The organism is Micrococcaceae bacterium Sec5.7, from assembly GCA_039636785.1.
Lineage (GTDB): Bacteria > Actinomycetota > Actinomycetes > Actinomycetales > Micrococcaceae > Arthrobacter.
This window is the reverse complement of record CP144169.1, coordinates 2586344-2606995: the sequence shown is the minus strand read 5'-3', so window position 1 is coordinate 2606995 and position 20652 is coordinate 2586344. Positions and strand designations below refer to the sequence as shown.

The following is a 20652-nucleotide window of genomic DNA, read 5'->3' as shown; positions in this document are numbered from 1 at the left end:
TTCCGCGACACCACGGAGTCTGATGGAGCCGATCCGGGACAAGGCTTCAGGATTTGCAGCCAGCATCGGGCGCTGGCCCTGGTGGGTCCAGGTTTCCGCTCTCTACGTTGCCGCCAGGATAGTCAGCGCCTGCATCTTTATGGCCGCTGCCCTGCATCAGGACATCAACCCATGGTTTCCGGCTAAACCCGACTACTGGAACTTCATCAACATTTGGGATGCGCGCTGGTATGGCCAGGTCATCAGCAATGGTTACCCTGCGGAACTTCCCACGGACGACGCCGGCAATGTCACGGAGAACACCTGGGCCTTCTACCCGTTGTTTCCGATCCTGTCGCGTGCATTCTCTGCAGTGACAGGCATCAAACCGGCGGCGTCGCTGACGCTTGTGGCAATGTTGGCCGGTCTGGGTGCCGCAGTGGTGGTGTACAGGATCTTCCGTCACCTGACCACGCACGGCCCCGCGCTATGGGCTGTGGTTTTCTTCGCCACGTTCCCTGTCTCCGCTGTGCTGCAGGTGCCCTATGCAGAGCCCATGAACCTTCTGCTGCTCGCCTCCTCGCTGCTGCTGGTGGTGAGGCGCCAATACCTTTGGGCCATGCCCGTGGTGCTGTTAATGTGCTTGTCCAGACCCACCGGTGTCCCGTTTGCAGTCATGATCGGTCTGCTCCTCCTGTATCGGCTCTGGCAGCGCAGCCGCGACCGTGGTGCCGGAAACCACAGTCCCCGCGAGCTCTGGTCGTTGGCCGGGCTCACGGTGGTCAGCGGAGCCGGTGCCGTGATGTGGCCGGCCATGGCCTGGGCTGCTACAGGGGACGTGGGGGCGTACACCAAGACGGAAACTGTCTGGCGAGGGCAGGATCTGGTGCCCTTCAAGCCATGGTTCGACACCGGGGTCCAGCTGTTCGGGCCAGTGCTGGGGGTCTTAGCGCCGTTTGTCTTCGCTGGACTGTTCGCCCTTCTGATGATGTCACGGCCCGTGGTGCTGCTGGGCACTGAACTTCGGCTTTGGTGCGTCTGCTACATGGGCTATCTGGTGATGTTCCTGCACCCGCAGACCAGCACTTTCAGGATGCTGCTGCCACTGTTTCCGCTGGCACTCAGCGCAGCGTTCGTCTCGCGCTCGCGCGCATACCGCGGCGCTGTGGTCACCATGTTCGTGCTGCTGCAGATCGTCTGGATTGTCTGGCTGTGGGCTTGGGCCCAATTACCGGGTGGCGGGGACTATCCGCCATGATTCCGTTCCGGGCCGAAGCTGCGAACTGCGGGATTCGCCGTTGACGTGAATGTCCATCGATTAGCTACGGACGGGTAATTACAGGATAATAGAGGTCAAGCAAGAACAAATAGTATTCGAAAATGTTCAGCTGTGGCGGCTGCCGTACCGGCCGCCCTAGCGGCTTGTTTGACTTCGCGGACACAGCCCGGCCGGGCTGGTAAGTCCTGGGACTATTGGAGGGGAAATTCCTCATGGCGGCTATGAAACCACGCACCGGCGACGGCCCTATGGAAGTGACCAAAGAGGGTCGCAGCCTGATCATGCGCGTACCGCTCGAAGGCGGAGGGCGGCTGGTGGTCGAACTCAACGCTGCAGAGGCGGCCAACCTCAAGGAATGCCTCGTCGGCGTTACTGAATAGCTTCACAGGGCAAGGTTCCGCGGCCGGACGGCTGCGGGCCCTGCCTTATTTTTTTACTGCCACCAGCAGTCCATCGCCGGTGGGCAGCATGGCGGAAGCGAGGCGGTCGTCGTCGCGGATTGCCTTGCCCACCTGACGGAGAACCACGGTGGTGGACTCACGGTCGGCCGGGTTTGAAACGCGGTCCTTGTCCAGGGCGTCGTTGATAATCAGCAGGCCGCCGGACTTAAGCAGGCGGATGGCCTGCTCGACGTAGCCCGGGAAACTGGGCTTGTCAGCGTCGATGAACACAAGATCGTAGGCAGCGTCAGTCAACCGCGGCAGAACGTCTCCGGCCCTGCCGGAAATGGTGCGGGTGCGGTTGGCGGGGCTGCCGGCCTCCTGGAACGCCTCGCGGGCAGCTTTGAGGTGTTCCACGTCCACGTCGATGGTGGTCAGCACGGCCTGAGGGCCGAGACCGCGAAGAATGCAGACTCCCGAGATGCCGGCACCGGTGCCGATCTCGACGGCGGTCTGTGCCTTTGACGCTGCGGCCAGGACAGTCAGGACTGCTCCCACACCGCGACCGATGGGCGTCACTCCCAGCTCGAAGGAACGTTCGCGCGCGTGCAGCAGGACCTCATCCTCGGCAGGCAGATCTTCTGCGTAGGACCAGCTCGTGGACTTATCGGCGCTCATGGGATTCGCTTTCTGGGCGGAAGGGTGCAGGTTTCTTACAGCGTACTGTGTCCGGCGGTGCCGGACCGGAAGGTGACGGTGCGCCCGAATGTGATTGCGGATACTGTTCCGGCAGCCCCTGTGCCACGGCGTGGCGGGCGAGTTCTGGGGCAGGCATTGCGCCTTGGGCTGAAGTGCCGTGGCAGTCAGGAAATTCCCAGCCAACTTTGAAATGATGGACATCCGCTCATCCGGGTGATGATCGGCGGCGAACCATAGACGTCAGCAGTATCCGGGCGTTAGTACATCCACGAGGGGAGTGGACGATGTCAGCATCAGTTGTGGCACCTGTCCCTGCAATTGAAGATTCCGCGGCCGACTGGGTCAGGCCAACCTGGGAAGAAGTGGTAACCAACCACTCTGCCAAGGTCTACCGGCTGGCTTACCGGCTCACCGGGAACAAGTTCGACGCCGAGGATCTCACCCAGGAAGTGTTCGTCCGGGTCTTCCGGTCCCTGGAGAATTTCAAGCCAGGGACGCTGGACGGCTGGCTGCACCGGATCACCACCAACCTTTTCCTTGACCAGGCAAGGCGCAAGAGCCGGATCCGCTTCGATGCGCTTTCCGAAGACGCCGAATCCAGAATTCCCGGACGCGAGCCCGGCCCCGAGCAGAGCTTCGAGTTCAACAATCTTGACCTCGACGTACACGCAGCGTTGGAGGAACTTCCTCCCGATTTCCGCGCTGCCGTGGTGCTGTGTGATCTTGAAGGACTGTCCTACGACGAAGTTGCCGTGGCTCTGGGCATCAAGCTCGGGACAGTGCGCTCCCGCATTCACCGCGGCAGGACCATGCTGCGGGAAAAACTGGCCCACCGCGACCCCCGCCCCCAGCAGTCCCGTAAGCCGAGGCTTAAGATGCCCCGCATCGCCGGCATACTCTGATTGGCGCCATGGGTTCTCTGAATCGATTTGGCAGAAGACACCCCCGGAGCAGCAGCCACATCCTGTCCTGCACCGACTGCAGTTCGGCTCTGCGCCGCGAACGCCAGTATCTTGAACGTCTGCGCGGAGCCGTCATCCCCGAGGCCAGCCAGGATCTGACTGCCCGTCTGTTGGCCCGCACACAGCAGCTTGCGATGGCGCAGGAGCAGCCAATGGTCGCCGGCCTCCATCCGGCAAGGATGCTTGTCTTCACGGCCGGAGGCGCCGCAGTTGCGGCCGGGATGGTGGCAGTGGCGGCCTTCGCCATGGCCGGGGAGCCGGTGCCGGTGGTTGCGCCCTTTGCTTCGTTGGCTGTCCTCCAACAGAGCACACAGGGAACGGCAGTAAGCAGGAATCTGACAGGGACTCAACTGACCGGGTTGCGGACTGAAGGCTGGGCATGCCCAGAGCTCCAGGCAATGGGGTTTCATGTTATCTCAGCTCAGGGAACGGTCGTCTCCGGGCGGCCCGCCCTCAAGATGAGGCTTTCCGACGGCGCGCACTACGCAACGGTTCTTGAACAGCATCTCGCAACCCGGACTCCCGATAATCGTTCGGTTGCGGACGAGACCGCTGCTTCGGAGGGGAGCCCTGTTTCCCCGATCAACGTGCTCACCGGACATCCGGCGGTAGACGACGGTTTCGTCGCGGCTCCAGCTGCTGCCGGAGCACTGCAGGATGCACCGACGGCTGATGACGGCTCCCTGTGGATCAGGACTGCTGCGCCCTGGGCAGCCATCTACCGGGCGTCCGGCACTACCTTCACGTACGTTTCGGATCTTCCCCCTGAACAGGCCGACGACGCCGTCGCTGTGCTGGTGCATGCCGGCGCCACGGCCGGGGAAGGTCTCTTCGCCGCTTCGCAATCCAGCGCGGCAGGGCCACAGCCTGTGCCGCCTGGAAACGACTCGATTTCTGAACGGCTGCAGCGCGGACTCCGCAGGATCATGGAACTTGTCACGCCATGAAGGGGACATTCGGTGTCCTGATTGCCGGGGAGTCGTCAGCAGCCCCCCGGAGAGGGTAATCTTCCTAAAGTGTTTGGAATCAACGGCCCGGAGTTTTTGCTTCTGCTGCTCATCGGCATCATGGTGATTGGCCCCAAACGACTGCCCGAATACACCCAGAAGCTGGCGAACCTGGTCAAGGAAGTCCGCCGCATGGCGTCTGGTGCCCGGGAGCAGATCAAGGACGAAGTCGGGATCGACATCGACGAGGTCGACTGGAAGAAGTATGATCCCCGGCAGTATGATCCTCGCCGGATCATTAAAGAAGCCCTTCTGGATGACGACACGAAACCTGTCAGCGTCGGCGCACCGGCAGTCGCTGCCGTGGCCGCCGTTTCCTCTGCACCCGCCGGTGCCGCCGCGGAGTCACACCCTGAGCGGGTCATCGAACGACTGGCCGACGGCGAATCGGCACCGTTCGATTCCGAAGCCACCTAGGATCTGGACCGGCTCAATCACCGGTCAGCGCGGCTGCAGCCCCAGGTTCAACCCGGTGAGCCCGCGCGGTTTCGCCGATAGTCTGCCGGCGATCTCGGTGAGTGCTTTGGCTGCCGGCGTTTCCGGACGACCCAGCACGATCGGCTCGCCCGTGTCGCCGCCCTCGCGCAGCAGAATATCCAGTGGTATCTGCCCCAGCAACGGGACGTCAGTACCCACAGTCGCTGAGAGGCGTTCGGCGAGCACCGCTCCGCCGCCGCTTCCGAATAGTTCCATCCGGCCGCCGTCGGGCATTTCAAGGTATGACATGTTCTCGATGACGCCGGCTACCGTCTGGCCCGTCTGGGTGGCAATGGCGCCGGCGCGTTCAGCGACGTCGGCGGCTGCGGCCTGGGGGGTGGTGACCACCAGGATCTCGGCCTTGGGCAGCAGCTGCGCCACCGAGATTGCGATGTCGCCGGTGCCCGGCGGGAGATCCAGGAACAGTGCATCGAGGTCGCCAAAGTAGACGTCCGTGAGGAACTGTTCGAGCGCGCGGTGAAGCATGGGCCCGCGCCAGGCCACCGGCTGATTGCCGGTCACAAACATACCGATGGAGATGACCTTGACCCCGTATGCAACCGGCGGCAGGATCATGTCGTCCACCCGGGTGGGAGCCTGGGTTATGCCCATCAGCGAGGGGACCGAAAAACCGTAGACGTCGGCGTCGACGATGCCAACCCTCAAGCCCTGGGCGGCCAGAGAGCACGCCAGATTGACGGTGACCGAAGACTTGCCCACGCCGCCTTTGCCGCTGGCCACCGCGAACACCTTGGTCAGCGAACCGGGCTTGTTGAAGGGGATGCCGCGTTGCCCGCCCGCACCGCGCAGCTGTTCTTTGAGCGCATCCCGCTGCGCCTGGTTCATGACCTTCAGCTCAACCTCGACGGCGGTGACGCCGGGAACCGCGGTCAGCGCGGCTTCCGAATCGGCCGTGATGGTTTCGCGCAGGGGGCAGCCGGCGATGGTCAACAGCACGGCAAGCCGCACCCGGCCGTCGTCGGAAATCTCCACCGAATCCACCATGCCGAGCTCGGTGATGGGACGGCGCAGTTCAGGATCGATGACGGTGGCCAGTGCAGCGTTAACTGCCTGGGCCAGGGAGACACTCATGCAGGCGGGGCTCAGCTTTCGGGGGTTGCAGGGTTTTGCGGAAGTCCCGGCTCCGGGGCCGTGCGCGCGGGCCGGACCTTGGGGATCTGCTGGGTGCGGGGATTGCGCTGTTTGTCCCGTTTCTCCTTCAGCTTCTCCTTGACCTTTTCGCGCGGGGATTCATGGCTTCCGGGCGCTGAGGGATCGTGGGTACGGAGTTCTTCCTGGGCCTCCAGCATGTCCTCCAGCAAGGTACGGAGTTCAGCCCGGACATAGTCCCGGGTGGCCACTTCACGCAGGGCGATGCGGAGGGATGCAAGCTCTCTGGTCAAGTACTCGGTATCGGAAAGATTGCGTTCCGCGCGCTGGCGGTCCTGCTGGAGGGACACCCGGTCGCGGTCGTCCTGACGGTTCTGGGCAAGCAGCAGCAGCGGAGCCGCATAGGAAGCCTGGAGTGAGAGCATCAGCGTCAGCAGGGTGTAGCCCAGCGCCTTCGAGTCGAACTGCCACGCTTCCGGTGCGAAGGTGTTCCAGACCAGCCAGAAAACACAGAACACCGTCATGTAGACGAGGAACTGCGGCGTGCCCATGAACCGGGCGAAGCCTTCCGTGGCGTGGCCGAAGGCATCCGGGTCCGGCGAGAACTTGGGCAGGATCCGTTGGCGCCCGCTCAAAGGGGTATCGAGGCTGCCTTTGTCCGCTGACTTGCCCGCGGGCTTGCCGAAGGGCCGCTGGCTGGAACTCTTCGCTGCGTTGTTCTCAGCCAATGCGGCCTCCCAGTCTTCTTATCGGGGCGTCTCCATCATGGGCCCGCCAGTCATCCGGCAACAGATGATCCAATACGTCATCAACAGTCACCGCCCCCACAAGCCGTCCGGCGTCGTTGACCACCGGGAGGGAATTCAGGTTGTACGTTGCCAGGGTGCGGGCGACCTCGCTGATATGGGCCTGGTCCGAGAGCGGTTCAAGGTTCTTGTCCACCAGGTTTCCCAGCGGTTCAAAGGGCGGAAAGCGCAGCAGCTGCTGGATGTGCACCACCCCCAGGAAACGTCCGGTGGGTGTTTCCAGCGGGGGACGCGTAATAAAAATGGACGAGGCCAGCGCGGGCGAAAGCTCTTCGCGGCGGACGTGTGCGAGTGCCTCTGCCACGGTTGCTTCAGGGGGGAGGATGACCGGTACAGGCGTCATGAGACCGCCGGCAGTGTCTTCGTCGTACTCGAGCAGCCGTCTGACGTCATCGGCGCCTTCGGGCTCCATAAGCTGCAGGAGTTCCTCGGCCTGGGCGGTGGGCAGCTCTCCCAGAAGGTCGGCGGCGTCGTCCGGATCCATTTCCTCGAGGACGTCCGCCGCGCGCTGGACATCGAGGGCGGAGAGAATTTCCACCTGGTCGTCTTCCGGCAGTTCCTGCAGGACGTCGGCCAGCCGTTCGTCCTGAAGCTCGCTGGCCACCTCGAAGCGGCGTTTGTCACTCATCTCCTGCAGGGCTTCGGCGAAGTCAGCGGGCTTGAGGTCCTCGTGATTGGCCACGAACTGGGTAGCGGCCTGCCGTTCGGTCCGGGCGCCCTGATGGGCGTCAGCCCAGTCGATGATCATGGTCTCGTTGCGGCGGAGCCTGCTCAGCGGCGATAGTGAGTGTCCGCGGCGGACAAAAAGTTTACTGACGAACCAGTCGCGGGAGCGGTGCTGGTCCATGGCGATGTCCTCGATGGTGGCGTCGCCGCTGCCATCTGTGAGTGTGACACGACGGTCGAACATCTCGGCCACCACCAGAGTCTCGGCGCCCCGCTGTTCGAAGCGGCGCAGATTCACCAGTCCGGTGCAGATCACCTGGGTCTGGTCGATGGACGTGATCCGTGTCATCGGCACAAAGACGCGCTTTTTGCCGGGAACTTCGACGACGATGCCCACCACATGGGGGGCACCGCGGTTTCCGCGTGAAAGCACTACGACATCGCGCAACCGGCCCAGACGGTCGCCCAGGGGGTCGAAGACGTCCAGTCCCAAAAGGCGCGCAACAAACACGCGCGAAAGATTTGTGCTCACCTCTACAGGCTACCGAGTCTGCTCTCTTTTAGCTGAATTTGCAGGCGGCACACATGCTTATGGGCAAGAATGGGTACATGTCAAACATTTTTGGTGCTCCCAAGGCCGGTGCCCGCGATGGCCAGGACGAATCCCGCACTGTCCCGTCCGGAGACACTGTCGGTTCCTATACCTCTTACCTGGACGCGCAAAAGGCAGTGGATTACCTCGCGGACCAGCAGTTCCCCGTGCAGATGGTGTCCATCGTGGGCAATGACCTGAAGATGGTGGAGCGCGTTACGGGCCGGCTCAGCTATCCGCGGGTGGCATTGTCCGGGGCGCTGAGCGGCATGTGGTTTGGCCTGTTTGTTGGTGTAATGCTGTCCTTTTTCTCCCCGACCGGAGGGTACTTCTCCATCCTGACATCCGTACTGATGGGCGCGGCTTTCTTCATGCTGTTCGGCATCGTCACGTACGCCATGCAGCGCGGAAAACGGGACTTCACCTCCACGAACCAGGTGGTGGCCACTAATTACGACGTCGTGGTGTCACTCGAGGCCGCCCATGAGGCGCGGCGCCTGCTCCAGCAACTGCCCATGACGCCGTCGGATGCCTCCTCCGGAACGCTGCCGGCTGCCCACACCCAGCGCGACCATCAGAACCAGCCCTATCAGCGGCCAGGCCAGGAACAGGGCCAAGCGCCGCAGAGGCCGGTCGGCTGGAACGATCCCTACGGCCAGAAACCGACGGAGACGCCGGTGCAGGGGCCGCAGCAGCCGGCCACGCCTGGTGCTGAACAGGAACCCGCTCCGGCCCAGGCCCCCGTTGCGGCCGTCCGCTACCCGGACCTGCCGGACGGCCGCCCGCAGTACGGCGTCCGCGTCTCGGACGAGCCCAAGACACCCGAGGGAAATTCACCGCAGAGCAACGACGAGAACCAGAAGTAGCACCTGCGCCGCAACATGAAGCGAGGGCCGCCGGAAAACCGGTGACCCTCGCTTTATTGGTCTTGCCCCCGGCTTGCAGAACCGGCGTGCAGCCCGGGGGTCCGTTGCCCTAGGAAGCCTCGCCGTTGGCCTCCTGATAAATCCCCGCCATCCATGATTCGACGTCGTCCGCCTTGCGGGGGAGCGCGGCGCTCAGGTTGACCGGACCGTCTGCGGTCATCAGGATGTCGTCCTCAATGCGGACGCCGATGCCACGGTATTCCTCAGGGATGCCGAGGTCCTCGTTCTTGAAATACAGGCCGGGCTCGATGGTGAATACCATTCCCTCGGTGAGTACGCCGTCGAGGTACAGTTCACGCTTGGCCTGGGCGCAGTCGTGGACGTCAAGGCCCAGGTGATGGCTGGTGCCGTGCGGCATCCAGCGGCGGTGCTGCTGGCCTTCGGTGCTGATGGCCTCCGCGACGGTGACCGGCAACAGGCCCCACTCGGCCAGCCGTTCTGCTAATACCGTGGTGGCTGCCGTGTGGATGTCCCGGAACTTGGTGCCGGGCTGCGCCGCAGCAAAGCCGGCATCTGCGGCGTCCAGGACGGCGTCATAGACCTTGCGCTGGATTTCGGAGAACGCACCGTTGGACGGGAGGGTGCGGGTGATGTCAGCTGTGTACAGCGAATCAGCCTCGACACCGGCGTCCAGCAGCAGAAGCTCTCCGGCATTGACCTTGCCGTTGTTCCGGGTCCAATGCAGCACGGTGGCATTGTTGCCCGAGGCCGCAATGGTGTCGTAACCCAGCTCATTGCCTTCTTCGCGGGCGCGGGCAAAGAATGCACCTTCCACAACGCGCTCGCCACGCTGGTGTGTCAGGGCACGGGGCAGTGACTTCACTACTTCGGCGAAGCCTTCCACCGTGGATGCCACGGCGATCTTCATCTGCTCGATTTCCCACTCGTCCTTGAGCAGGCGCAGTTCCGAGAGAGCCTCGGACAGTTTCTCGTCAAGGGCGTCCAGGACGCCCATGTCCAGGGTTTCCGGATCCTTGGCCGTGTTGTAGCGGGCCGTGTCCACGAGGGCATCGATGTTTTCGTCGACCTTGCGGACCAGGCGGATGGAAATCCCGCCGATCTCCGGTGCACCCACATTTTTGGTGATGCCCATCTCGAGTTCGGCAATGTGCGCCGTGGCAAGACCCAGCCGGGCCTCGAACTCTGCCAGCGTGGGGCGGGCTCCGATCCAGAATTCACCGGATCGCGAGTCCGCGTAGAACTGTTCGGTGTCCCGGCCTGCAAGCGGGCGGAAGAAGAGCGTGGCGTGGTGATTGCTGCCGTCGTCGCCCTTGCCTTCCTCGACCGGCTCGAAAACGAGGACGGCATCGGGCTCATGGTCCAGGCCAAGCCCGGTGAGGTGGGCGAAGCCCGAGTAGGGGCGGAAGCGGTAGTCGCAGTCGTTGGAGCGGACCTTAAGCGGACCTGCAGGTACCACCAGACGTTCACCCTTGAACTGTTCTGAAATGGCCCGGCGACGGGTTGCGGCATGTCCGGCTACGGCATCGCGGACAGGCAGATCCTGTTCGGACGGTGCCCAGTTGCTGGCCATAAAGGCTTTGAATGCTGCTGAACTGGGCCGCTGCGAGCGGTTATTGACGCGCTCTTCGAGTGGCTGGGAAGCTGTGTTTTCGGCGGTTGGGGTGTTTTCTGCATCGTTCACCGTCCCATCGTCTCACCAGCGGCACGCCTTAGGCCAACGCAGCTTTGCTGTCCGGACCGGGCGTCGATCGGCCACCGTGAGTGCTCTGTCTACTAGGCTGGGCAGGTGAGGATAGATCTGCATGCCCACTCGAATGTTTCCGATGGCACGGAAGCCCCCGCCGACGTTATGGCGTCCGCCGCAGAGGCGGGGCTGGACGTCATCGCCCTGACGGACCACGATTCCACATCCGGGTGGGAAGAAGCGTCACGGGCAGCGTTGGCATGTGGGGTGGCGCTGGTGCCGGGCATGGAGGTCTCCTGCCGGACGGTGGAGGGAATCAGCGTTCACCTGTTGAGTTACCTGCATGACCCTCTGCACGCCGGGCTTCTGGAGGAGATCACCAAAGCCAAGGACGCCCGCCTGACCCGGGCCGAGCGGATGGTCACCCTGCTGGCCGAAGACTACCCCCTGACCTGGGACGATGTGATCCATCACATGGCGCCGGGTGCCACGCTGGGCCGTCCGCACATTGCTGACGCCCTGGTTGCCGCGGGTGTGGTGGCGGACAGAAATGAGGCGTTCGCGTCTATTCTCACCTCGCATTCGCGGTACTTTGTGCAGCATTATGCGCCGGATCCGGCATCCGCTGTCGAACTGGTCCGCGCCGCTGGCGGCGTACCCGTCTTCGCTCACCCCGTGGCGTCCGGCCGCGGACGGATCGTGGCGGAGCATACGTACCTGGAAATGATCGACGCCGGCCTGGCTGGCCTGGAGATCAATCACCGGGACAACCCGGAGGAAGGACGCGGGTTCCTGCGCGGACTCGCAGCACGGCACGGCCTGCTCGTGACCGGTTCCTCTGACTACCACGGAACGGGAAAGCCGAATCTGCTCGGCGAGAATCTCACCCCTCCGGACGTACTGGCCCGGATCGAGGAGCTTGGCACAGGAACTGCAGTGGTGCGTTGATGGACTGGATTGACCTGCAGCTTTTTGCCTCGGTCATCGTGACTCTCTTTGTGATCATGGATCCGCCGGGGACAGTGCCCATTTTTATGTCGCTGACCGCCCAGATGACGGCAAAGGACCGCAACCGCTCCGCCCTTCAGGCGCTGCTCGTGGCCACCGGCGTTATTGTTGTCTTCGCGATTTTCGGCCAGTCGATTCTCAACTACATGCACATCTCGCTGGCGGCACTTCAGGGGGCCGGAGGCTTGCTGCTGGTGCTGATAGCCCTGCAGCTCCTGACGGGTTCCACCAGCGGCGAGGAGAACGCCGCGAAGTACAAAAACGTGGCATTTGTGCCGCTGGGGACACCGCTGATGGCCGGCCCCGGAGCCATTGTGGCTGTGATGGTTTTTGTCCAGCGGTCCAGCGTCCCGGCCCAATATCTTGCCGTTGGCCTGGGTATCACCGTCACACTCGCTTCGCTCTATCTCGCCATGCGGTTCGCCGGAGTAGTTCAGCGGGTACTTGGCGAAAACGGCGTGGAGCTGGTGACCAGGATTGCCGGCCTCCTGCTCTCAGCCATTGCAGTTCAGATGATCGCCGATGCTGTGCACGCTTTCATCATGAGCTGGGGCTGACCGCCCCTCCCGTTGCGCTATCAGTTAGCGTCGCTATGAGGCGCTGAGAGCGACGCCAAGTGATAGCGCATCAGCTTGGCGGAGCAGGCAGGGCGGGCGGGAAGGCGGTAAATGTGGCGTGGGCCGCGAGGCGCTTGGCCATAACGTCGATGGCCGGCTGGTTCTGGTCCACGCAGACGAACTTCCGGTCCAGATTGGCCGCTACGGCCCCAAGGGTCCCCGAGCCGGCGAAGAAGTCCAGGCACCAGTCGCCGGGGCGGCTGGAGGCGGCCACGACACGGCGGATGAGCCCCTCCGGCTTCTGCGTGGGGTAGCCGGTCTTTTCCTTGCCCGTGGGGGAGACGATGGTGTGCCACCAGACATCGGTGGGCAGTTTGCCAAGCTCGCGCTTGGCCGGGGTGACGAGGCCCGGCGCCATGTACGGCTCCCGGTCCACTTCTGCGCTGTCAAAGTGATACCTGGCCGGGTTCTTGACGTACACGAGGATGTTGTCGTGCTTGGTGGGCCAGCGGAACTTGGCCCGTGCGCCGTAGTCGTAGGCCCAGATGATCTCGTTCAGAAAGCACTCGCGGCCGAAAATGGCGTCCAGCATCACCTTGGCGTAGTGCACCTCGCGGTAGTCCAGGTGCAGGTACAGGGTCCCGTCATCGGCAAGGAGCCGCCAGGCTTCGATGAGACGGGGTTCAAGGAACGACCAGTAGTCGCTGAAGGCGTCATCGTAGCTGTGCAGGGCGCCCTTGATGGTGTCGTAGGAACGGCCCTTGAATCCGACGCGGTCGCCGCCGCCGTCGGCGTTGCGCACCATTTTGGTTTCCTGGCGGCGCTGGGCCCGGCCGGTATTAAACGGCGGATCCACATAGATGAGTGTGAAGGCGCCGTCCGGCAGCGTGGGGAGGAACTCCGCGTTATCCGCGTGTACCACCAGGTTGCTGCCGTCCGGCGCCCAGACAGTGTCAGTCATTGAGGGTTTTATGCCTCGGTGCTGCTCGGCTGAGTGCCGTTTGCGTCGCCGCCGGCCACCACTTCGCCGTTACGGCGGCGGGTGCGGGTCCGGTTGCGGCGCGCGCGTGCCGGCTGCTCGCCGTCGGACGGTCCCGTTGCGGGGGTTTCGGCGGCAGATCCGGTTCCGTTCGACGCTGAAGTCTTTTCGGAGGTACGACGGCGGTCTCCCGAACGTCCGCCCGCATCGCCGCCGCTGCGGCGGCTGTCTGACCGTCCGCTGTCGCGGCTCCCGGAGCGTCCGCTGTCACGGCCAGTGTCCCGGCCGCCGTCGCGTCCGCCGGAGCGGGCGTTCTTCTTGCCGGTCTCGCCCAGGTCTTCGAGGACTTCGGCGTCGACGCCGGCCAGCGTGCGCTTGTTGCGCGGCAAGCGGCCCTTGGTGCCTTCGGGGATGTCCAGCTCGGAGAACAGGTGCGGCGAGGAGGAGTACGTTTCCACGGGCTCGGGGACGCTCAGCCCAAGTGCCTTGTTGATCAGGCCCCAGCGCGGCATGTCGTCCCAGTCAACGAACGTGACGGCGGTGCCCTTGTTGCCGGCGCGGCCGGTGCGTCCAACGCGGTGCAGGTAGATCTTCTCGTCTTCCACGCACTGGTAGTTGATGACATGGGTGACGTCGTCAACGTCGATACCGCGGGCAGCAACGTCGGTGGCCACCAGCACGTCTACCTTGTTGTTGCGGAAGGCACGAAGAGCCTGTTCGCGGGCGCCCTGGCCGAGGTCGCCGTGGATGGCGGCGGCCGCGAAGCCGCGGTCCACGAGTTCCTCGGCAACCTTGGCGGCGGTGCGCTTGGTCTTGGTGAAGATAATGGTGCGGCCGCGGCCGCGTGCCTGGAGAATGCGGGCAACCACTTCGATCTTGTCCATGCTGTGTGCACGGTAGATAAGCTGGCGGATATCGCGCTTGGTGAGGCCTTCGTCATCCGGATCTGCGGCGCGGATGTGCGTGGGCTGGGTCATGTAGCGGCGGGCCATGGCGATGACCGGGCCGGGCATGGTGGCGGAGAACAGGAGGGTCTGGCGGACGGCCGGCGTTCCGGCAATAAGGGTCTCCACATCAGGCAGGAAGCCGAGGTCCAGCATTTCGTCGGCCTCGTCCAGGATCACCATTTTGACGTTCTTGAGGACCAGGTGCTTCTGCTTGTAGAGGTCGATCAGGCGGCCGGGGGTTCCGACAACCACTTCAACGCCCTTCTGGAGGGCCTCGACCTGGGGCTCATAAGCGCGGCCGCCGTAAATCGTGGTGATGCGGGCGTTCCGCTTGCGGGAAGCGTTCTGGAGATCGTTGGCTACCTGGACGGCCAGTTCGCGGGTAGGCACGATGACCAGGGCCTGCGGTGCACCCGGAGACGGGAGTTTGTCGAAGCCGGCGTCGTCCGGTCCAACAACCCGCTGCAGCGCCGGGATGCCGAAGCCGAGGGTTTTGCCGGTACCGGTCTTGGCCTGGCCGATGATGTCATGGCCGGAGAGGGCTACGGGCAAGGTCATGGCCTGGATGGGGAAAGGGTGCGTGATTCCAGCGTCGGCAAGAGACTCTACGATGTCGGCGCGGACGTTGTAGTCAGCGAAGGACATCTCCGCGATCTCGTGCGGTTTTTCGTCGGAAATAATGGTCTCTTCCGGCTCGATCGTCTCGATGCCGGAGTCGTCAGTCAGAAGCTGGTGGGTATGCAATTCACTCACAGTGGAGTTTCCTTATTCATTTGGGCATTGGCGCTGCCTGCTCAACGGGGCCGGCCGAAGTGGCCGTTCCGGAGCACGCTCTGGCGCGCAAGCAAATCCAGTGGAAGCCGATCGCGGGCTATCTAAATGCTGGCACTGGTGACCAGCGGGTGTCTCTCAAGATCGCGTAGGGGCGGGCTTGTTGAATTCGAAAATGATTGAAATCAACGACCGGGCATCCATTACTACTTCCTCAGTCTAACTGTACGCAGCTGAAATCATTGACTGGCGCTGCCGGTGCGGCGCGCAGGAGGACCGGAGACGGCGCGGAGAATCAGGTCACCAGCTCGAAGTGGACCTCACGGGTGGCAATGTCGGAAGAGATCAGCCGGACCCGGATTTTTGTCCCTGACTCCATCTCGCCGGCGCATCTGGCGGTGACTGCGGGCTCGGCAATCTGGATGATCCCGGATGGGCCTGCGCCGTAGACAGGCGCCTGACCGTTGGCAGAGCCGGCGCCATTGGTTCCGTTGCCGTTCCCCTTGCCGTTGTTCCGGGCCGGTTTCGATCCGGAAATCACAACCGCATCGAATTCCTGGCCGATGTGGTTGATGAGCAGGGCGGCCTCAACGGTGTCCAGTGCCATGCGTTCCATTTTGGAAGCCAGCTGGTCAGAGGACGCCATGATCTCCGGCAGCGACGGCAACGCTTCACGTGCCCACGAAGGCACTTCCTGACCGTTACTGAGGGCTTCGCAGATAACCAGGACAAACCGGTCAATCAGCCTGCGCAGCGGAGCGGTGGTGTGCGCATAGGCGGCACCGATTGCCGACTGGAGGGCATCGTCCGGGACGGCGCCGTCGAACGGGGTGTAGCCGGCACCCCGGAACAGCATGCCGGCCGAGTGCAGGATCGCCAGCTGTCTGGGGTCCGTGGGATCGAGTGTCCGCAGATACACGCCGTAGCTGATCTTGCCATCCCAGGGTTTCCCCAGCGCCCCGGTCTGGCGCTTGAAGTGGCGCAGGGAGCGTTCGTCCGGAGCCGGCATGGTGCGCAGGATCCCCACTTTGCCCCCGAGCATGAGGTCTGCTGCGGCCATACCCGTCATCAGCGAAATCTGCGCATTCCAGTCTTCCACCGGGAGCTGTGGTGCCGCCACAATCCGGTAGCCGCCGTCGGGCAGCTGTTCTATTTCCTGATCCGGCATGTTCAGGCTCGCGCCACCGCGGGCGCGCTCCAGCTCTACGCGCTTGAGCCCCACCTCCTTCAGGAGCCGAAGCACCGGCGATGCTGTTCCGGAGTGGAGCTCGGCCTGGACACCCCTGTAGTTGAGCTTGCCCCGGCTCCGGACCTGTGCCCGCCGGACCCGAACTGAGGAGACGTTGGCGGCCTGATCGAGTTCGAATTCCCACACAAACGCCGAGCAGAGTTGATCGGCCAGAAGGCTGCCGGCCTGCTCGCTGATGACCTCGGGGTGCAGCGGTATGCGGCCGTCCGGGGCATAAAAGGTCTGTCCTCGCCGGCGGGTCTCGGCGTCGAGGGCTCCGCCCGGAGCCACGAACGAAGGAACATCCGCGATGGCGTACAGCACCCTGTAGCCGTCGCCGGAGCGTTCAAGGAACAGCGCCTGGTCCAGATCAGTGGACGATTCCGGATCAATCGTCAGGAAATCAACCGCCGTAAGGTCCAGGTCAGGAAGCTTATGTCCGGAGACTGCAGCTTCGGCGTCCTTGAGCGCGTCCTCAGGGTAGGGCCCGGGCAGCACCAGCTCGGTGCGCAGCGCGCTCAGGGCTTCCGCGAGCTCGTTTGACAGTTCGTGGACACTGGGGGCGATGCGATGATGTGGCACGAAAATCAGGGTAGCCCGATTTCGGCGATTAGTCTTGGAATATGAGCACATCTTCGGCTGACCCGGCGCGCTATTACCGGTTCGTTGCGGACCTCTTCGGGGTAATGGCCTACAGCGAGCTCTCCGCGTTCGAGCGGATGTCCTCGGACGCCCGTTATTCGCCGTCACTCCACGACCGTGCGGTCTTCGGCCGGATTGCCGTCATTGAATTCCAGCACTACGAACTGGTGAGCGCGAAGCTCGAGGGCATGGGAATTGACGCTGAGGACGCGATGCTTCCGTTCCAGGCGTCAGTGGACCACTTCCATGAGCGGACCAGGCCAGCGGACTGGTACGAATCCCTGATGAAGGCCTACGTCGTCCGAACCGTCTCGGCTGATTTCTACCGCACGGTCTCAAAGTATGTGGACCCTGATACGCGGGAGCTGATCCAGCAGATCGAGTCGTCCGGTGACGCCACCGCAGTCCTGCGGGAACGGCTCAAAAGCGCGCTGGCGGACGACCCAAGGCTTGCCTCCCGGCTGGCACTGTGGGGCAGGCGCCTCGTTGGCGAGGCACTCACACAGGCACAGCGGGTCAGTTTCGAACACGCGTTCCTGGACGGGCTGACCGGCGGCCCGGACACTGAGGATGCGAAGGAACTGGTGGGCAGGCTGAGGGCCGAGGTTGCCGAAAACCACTCCCGCCGCATGGTGCAGCTGGGAATGACAGGCTGATCTGACCGCGCCGCTGAGTAATGCCGCCGGGGCAGCCGTCAACAGCGGCCAGCTGCCGGAGGCTTCCGTTAGGAGCCGGCGGCGTCCAGCGCTTCCAGCAGGGCGGTCGCGGCGCCTTCGGGATCGTCGGCTTCAGTGATGGCCCGCACCACTACGATCCGCCGGGCCCCTGCCGCAACAACCTGTTCCACATTCCCCAGATCAATGCCGCCGATTGCGAACCAGGGCAGCAGCACGCCTCCCACCGTGTCGGCGTCGGCTTTCGTCACGGCCTGTGCCGCGTACGTCACCAGATCAAGCCCGACGGCGGTCCGGCCCGGTTTGGTGGGAGTGGCCCAGACCGGGCCCACACAGAAGTAGTCGAGCCCGCTGCGCCCCGGCGAGGCCGCGATGGCGGCGTCAATCTGTTCCGGTGTGTGGGTGGAAATCCCGATCACCGTGGCGTCGTGGAGGAGCTTCCGGGCGGAACGCAACGGCAGGTCCTTCTGGCCGATGTGGAACACTGGGGCGGCTGATACCGAGGCGATGTCGGCGCGGTCGTTAACAGCCCACAGCCGGCCATGGCGGTGTGCTGCGGCCTGCAGGACTTGAAGAAGCTCAAGTTCTTCGGCCGCTTCGATTGTCTTGTCGCGGAGCTGGATGATGTCCACGCCGCCGGCGAATGCCGCGTCCACGAAATCGGCAAAGTCGCCGCGGTCCTTTCGGGCGTCGGTGCAAAGGTAAAGGCGGGCAGTGGAGTGGACGTTGTGCACGTTCATGGCACCAGCCTAGTTCCTCTAAACTGGACACGTACCGCGGGAGCCCGCTGCAGCTGTCACAAAGCTGCAGGGCTGAGAGGGCGTCAGTGCCGACCGCTTGACCTGATCCGGTTAGTACCGGCGTAGGGAAGGAATATCCATGACCTCTCCACCCCGCGGAGCCGGGCCCGGCCCCGCTGTCCTGCACGCAGATGTCGCGGTGATCGGCGGCGGCGTGATCGGCCACGGCATTGCCTGGGAGGCCCGGCGTTCCGGACGTTCAGTGGTGCTGATTGATGACGCCCCGGGTTCCGGAGCCAGCTGGGCGGCCGCTGGCATGCTCGCCCCGGTCAGCGAGCTGCACTACCAGGAGGAAGGGCTTCTGGAGCTGATGCTCGAGTCTTCGGCCCGGTGGCCCGAATTCGCTGCGGCGCTCGCCGGGGCCGCGCCCGGGGCGGCAGCTGACACCGGATACCTCACGACGCCGACGCTCGCCGTCGGCGCTGATGCTGCGGACCGGCGGGCCCTCACGGATCTCCGCGGCGTCCAGCGGACCAGCGGCCTGGACGTTGAACCGCTGACTATCAGGGAAGCCCGCTCCCGCGAGCCGCTCCTGAGCCCTGGAATTTCCTGCGCCATGGATATCCCGGCAGACCATCAGGTAGATCCTCGGAAGCTCCTGGCCCGGTTCGCCGGCTCCTTGGCCAGCCATCATGGCGACGCCGGCACCTGGGTAGACGGGGCGGCCGGCGGTTACGCACTCAGGGAGCGCGCCACAGGGCTCCTCTGGGAGACCGGCCGGGTATCCGGCGTCCGCCTGACCGGCGGCGGCACCGTCAAAGCCGGCGAGACCATCGTGGCCAACGGACTTGACGCTGCCTCACTGGCCGGGCTCCCGGCCGGGCTTGAACTGCCGTTGCGGCCGGTCTACGGCGACATCCTCAGGCTCCGCGTGCCCCGACACCTCCGCCCGCTCGTCACCTCCACGGTCCGTGGCCTGGTCCATGGCGTGCCGGTGTACATCGTGCCCCGGCAGGATGGAACTGTTGTCATAGGTGCCACCCAGCGCGAGGACGGGCTGTCGGCCGCGGAGGCGTTGGGTTCGGTCAATGCCGTATCGGCGGGCGGCGTCTACCAGCTGCTCCGCGACGCCCAGGTACTGGTTCCCGCCGTCTCCGAACTTGAACTGCTGGAGTGCACCGCCCGTGCGCGGCCGGGCACGCCGGACAATTCGCCGCTGCTGGGCAGGGTCTCCGCGGGAAGGGTGCCCGCGGGAAGCTGCGCCGGGGAAATCAGCGGCCACATCCCCGGGCTGATCATTGCCACAGGATTCTTCCGGCACGGCGTCCTGCTGACCCCGGCAGCCGCAGTGATCTGCCGTCAGCTCATGGACGGCACGCCGGATGCCCGCTGGGCTGTGTTCAGGCCCGACAGATTTTCCGGCACGCGCCGCGGGAGCCAGCCACTCACCGGCCCGGGGCTACCGGAGCCCACAGTCACAATTGACCCGAACAAGGAATCAGCATGAACATCAAATTGAACGGAACCCACCACGCTGTCAGTAATGGCGCTTCGGTCACAACTCTGGTCAGCCAGATCACCGGGCGTCGCCTTGCCGCCAACGGCCAGGCCGCTGACGGTCAAAAACTCGGAGTAGCCGTGGCGCGCAATTCCGACGTGGTGCCGCGAAGCCAATGGTCCGTCACGGCGCTCGCCGAGGGCGACGACGTCGAACTCGTTACAGCAGTTCAGGGAGGTTGAGCCGCATGACAGCCACAGATGCGCTTGTTATCGACGGGGTTGAGCTTGCCTCGCGCCTCATCATGGGCACCGGCGGCGCGCCGAGCCTTGACGGGCTGGGGTCCGCGTTGCTGGCATCCGGGACGGAACTGACTACCGTAGCCATGCGCCGCTACTCGCGGGCTGAAACGGGTTCCCTGTTCCAGCTGCTGGTCGACCACAAGATCCGGGTGCTGCCGAATACCGCAGGGTGTTTCACCGCCAAGGACGCTGTGATGACGGCCGAGCTTGCCCGGGAGGCCCTGGAGACGGACTGGGTCAAGCTTGAAGTCATCGCGGACGAACAGACCCTGCTGCCGGATGCCGTGGAACTTGTGGAGGCCACCGAGCAGCTGGTCAACCGCGGCTTCAAGGTGTTCGCCTACACCAATGACGACCCCGTCCTGGCCCTGCGTCTTGAAAATCTGGGCGCCACCGCCGTGATGCCCCTTGGCGCCCCTATCGGGACCGGCCTGGGAATCCTCAATCCGCACAACATCGAGCTGATCGTCGCCAGAGCCTCCGTGCCCGTGGTGCTGGATGCGGGGATCGGCACGGCCTCGGACGCCGCCCTCGCCATGGAGCTGGGCTGCGACGCCGTACTGCTGGCAACGGCGGTGACCAGGGCACAGAACCCGGTGCTGATGGGGGAGGCCTTCAAACACGCCGTCATCGCCGGTAGGCTGGCGAAAGCGGCCGGCCGGATTCCGCGCCGCGAGCACGCCTTGGCGTCATCGGTCATGGAAGGCCGGGTTGAATTTCTCTGAGCCCGCTCCATACCGGCTACATCTAGGCGGCTCATCCCGAACCACCCCAAGGA

21 protein-coding genes and 1 riboswitch are annotated in these 20652 nt (G+C 64.2%); of the genes, 12 read left to right on the top strand and 9 right to left on the bottom strand.

Translation table 11 applies throughout. The features are described 5' to 3' along the window. The first annotated feature begins 22 nt into the window (after positions 1-22). The gene (locus V3C33_12375) at positions 23-1237 is read left to right on the top strand and encodes a hypothetical protein (GenBank protein XAS66292.1); all 1215 of its coding nucleotides are present in this window, start codon (positions 23-25) and stop codon (positions 1235-1237) included. Between the two features lie 233 nt (positions 1238-1470). After that, positions 1471-1638, top strand: a complete 168-nt coding sequence (locus V3C33_12370) for a DUF3117 domain-containing protein (GenBank protein XAS66291.1) — start codon at positions 1471-1473, stop codon at positions 1636-1638. Positions 1639-1683: 45 nt separating this feature from the next. Here the strand turns inward: V3C33_12370 and V3C33_12365 are convergent, their stop codons facing one another. Further along, a complete protein-coding gene (locus V3C33_12365; protein XAS66290.1) occupies positions 1684-2316 on the bottom strand; it encodes an O-methyltransferase in 633 nt (210 codons plus the stop codon). Positions 2317-2621: 305 nt separating this feature from the next. Between V3C33_12365 and sigE the strand changes: the two genes are divergently transcribed. From sigE to V3C33_12350, 3 genes are all read left to right on the top strand, one after another. Continuing rightward, positions 2622-3239 (top strand): RNA polymerase sigma factor SigE, encoded by a 618-nt coding sequence (sigE, locus tag V3C33_12360; protein ID XAS66289.1) that lies wholly within the window; start codon positions 2622-2624, stop codon positions 3237-3239. 8 nt (positions 3240-3247) lie between these two features. Beyond that, positions 3248-4246 carry an anti-sigma factor gene (locus V3C33_12355; GenBank protein ID XAS66288.1) on the top strand — a complete coding sequence of 333 codons (999 nt, stop codon included), beginning with the start codon at positions 3248-3250 and terminating at the stop codon, positions 4244-4246. 69 nt (positions 4247-4315) lie between these two features. After that, on the top strand, positions 4316-4723 hold the full coding sequence (locus tag V3C33_12350; GenBank protein XAS66287.1) for a Sec-independent protein translocase TatB: 408 nt from the start codon (positions 4316-4318) through the stop codon (positions 4721-4723). Between the two features lie 24 nt (positions 4724-4747). Here the strand turns inward: V3C33_12350 and V3C33_12345 are convergent, their stop codons facing one another. From V3C33_12345 to V3C33_12335, 3 genes are read right to left on the bottom strand one after another with little or no spacing between them, the layout of a single operon-like run. Next, a complete protein-coding gene (locus tag V3C33_12345) occupies positions 4748-5875 on the bottom strand; it encodes an Mrp/NBP35 family ATP-binding protein (GenBank protein ID XAS66286.1) in 1128 nt (375 codons plus the stop codon). 11 nt (positions 5876-5886) lie between these two features. Beyond that, positions 5887-6621: a DUF1003 domain-containing protein gene (locus tag V3C33_12340; GenBank protein XAS66285.1), complete on the bottom strand. Its 735-nt coding sequence runs from the start codon at positions 6619-6621 to the stop codon at positions 5887-5889. Beyond that, complete coding sequence (locus tag V3C33_12335) at positions 6614-7897, bottom strand: CBS domain-containing protein (GenBank protein XAS66284.1); 1284 nt, start codon at positions 7895-7897, stop codon at positions 6614-6616. The genes V3C33_12340 and V3C33_12335 overlap by 8 nt, the downstream gene beginning before the upstream one ends. Positions 7898-7974: 77 nt before the next feature. Here V3C33_12335 and V3C33_12330 point away from each other — a divergent pair, with 77 nt between their 5' ends. Next, positions 7975-8823, top strand: coding sequence for a general stress protein (locus V3C33_12330; GenBank protein ID XAS66283.1), 849 nt, complete (start codon positions 7975-7977; stop codon positions 8821-8823). Between the two features lie 109 nt (positions 8824-8932). Here the strand turns inward: V3C33_12330 and V3C33_12325 are convergent, their stop codons facing one another. Continuing rightward, on the bottom strand, positions 8933-10525 hold the full coding sequence (locus tag V3C33_12325) for an aminopeptidase P family protein (protein XAS66282.1): 1593 nt from the start codon (positions 10523-10525) through the stop codon (positions 8933-8935). A 105-nt stretch (positions 10526-10630) separates the two neighbouring features. Here V3C33_12325 and V3C33_12320 point away from each other — a divergent pair, with 105 nt between their 5' ends. Both V3C33_12320 and V3C33_12315 read left to right on the top strand, forming a co-directional pair. Next, positions 10631-11476, top strand: coding sequence for a PHP domain-containing protein (locus tag V3C33_12320; protein ID XAS66281.1), 846 nt, complete (start codon positions 10631-10633; stop codon positions 11474-11476). An 8-nt stretch (positions 11477-11484) separates the two neighbouring features. After that, positions 11485-12093 carry a MarC family protein gene (locus V3C33_12315; GenBank protein XAS69733.1) on the top strand — a complete coding sequence of 203 codons (609 nt, stop codon included), beginning with the start codon at positions 11485-11487 and terminating at the stop codon, positions 12091-12093. A 70-nt stretch (positions 12094-12163) separates the two neighbouring features. On the opposite strand, the gene V3C33_12310 is transcribed toward V3C33_12315, so the two are convergent. From V3C33_12310 to V3C33_12300, 3 genes are all read right to left on the bottom strand, one after another. Continuing rightward, the gene (locus tag V3C33_12310; protein XAS66280.1) at positions 12164-13054 is read right to left on the bottom strand and encodes a DNA methyltransferase; all 891 of its coding nucleotides are present in this window, start codon (positions 13052-13054) and stop codon (positions 12164-12166) included. 8 nt (positions 13055-13062) lie between these two features. Further along, a complete protein-coding gene (locus V3C33_12305; GenBank protein XAS66279.1) occupies positions 13063-14772 on the bottom strand; it encodes a DEAD/DEAH box helicase in 1710 nt (569 codons plus the stop codon). 313 nt (positions 14773-15085) lie between these two features. Further along, a complete protein-coding gene (locus V3C33_12300; GenBank protein XAS66278.1) occupies positions 15086-16600 on the bottom strand; it encodes an RNB domain-containing ribonuclease in 1515 nt (504 codons plus the stop codon). A gap of 41 nt (positions 16601-16641) precedes the next feature. Here V3C33_12300 and V3C33_12295 point away from each other — a divergent pair, with 41 nt between their 5' ends. Continuing rightward, complete coding sequence (locus V3C33_12295) at positions 16642-17316, top strand: ferritin-like fold-containing protein (protein XAS66277.1); 675 nt, start codon at positions 16642-16644, stop codon at positions 17314-17316. A 68-nt stretch (positions 17317-17384) separates the two neighbouring features. Here the strand turns inward: V3C33_12295 and thiE are convergent, their stop codons facing one another. Continuing rightward, positions 17385-18074 (bottom strand): thiamine phosphate synthase, encoded by a 690-nt coding sequence (thiE, locus tag V3C33_12290; protein XAS66276.1) that lies wholly within the window; start codon positions 18072-18074, stop codon positions 17385-17387. A gap of 26 nt (positions 18075-18100) precedes the next feature. Next, positions 18101-18221: riboswitch (TPP riboswitch) on the top strand. On the opposite strand from thiE, the gene thiO reads away from it, so the two are divergent. The 3 genes from thiO to V3C33_12275 all read left to right on the top strand — a co-directional run bounded on the left by thiO (position 18214) and on the right by V3C33_12275 (position 20599). After that, complete coding sequence (thiO, locus tag V3C33_12285; GenBank protein XAS66275.1) at positions 18214-19581, top strand: glycine oxidase ThiO; 1368 nt, start codon at positions 18214-18216, stop codon at positions 19579-19581. It overlaps the preceding riboswitch by 8 nt. Further along, positions 19578-19814: a sulfur carrier protein ThiS gene (thiS, locus tag V3C33_12280; GenBank protein XAS66274.1), complete on the top strand. Its 237-nt coding sequence runs from the start codon at positions 19578-19580 to the stop codon at positions 19812-19814. Before thiO ends, thiS begins: the two co-directional genes overlap by 4 nt. A gap of 5 nt (positions 19815-19819) precedes the next feature. Next, complete coding sequence (locus V3C33_12275) at positions 19820-20599, top strand: thiazole synthase (protein XAS66273.1); 780 nt, start codon at positions 19820-19822, stop codon at positions 20597-20599. Positions 20600-20652: the final 53 nt, after the last annotated feature.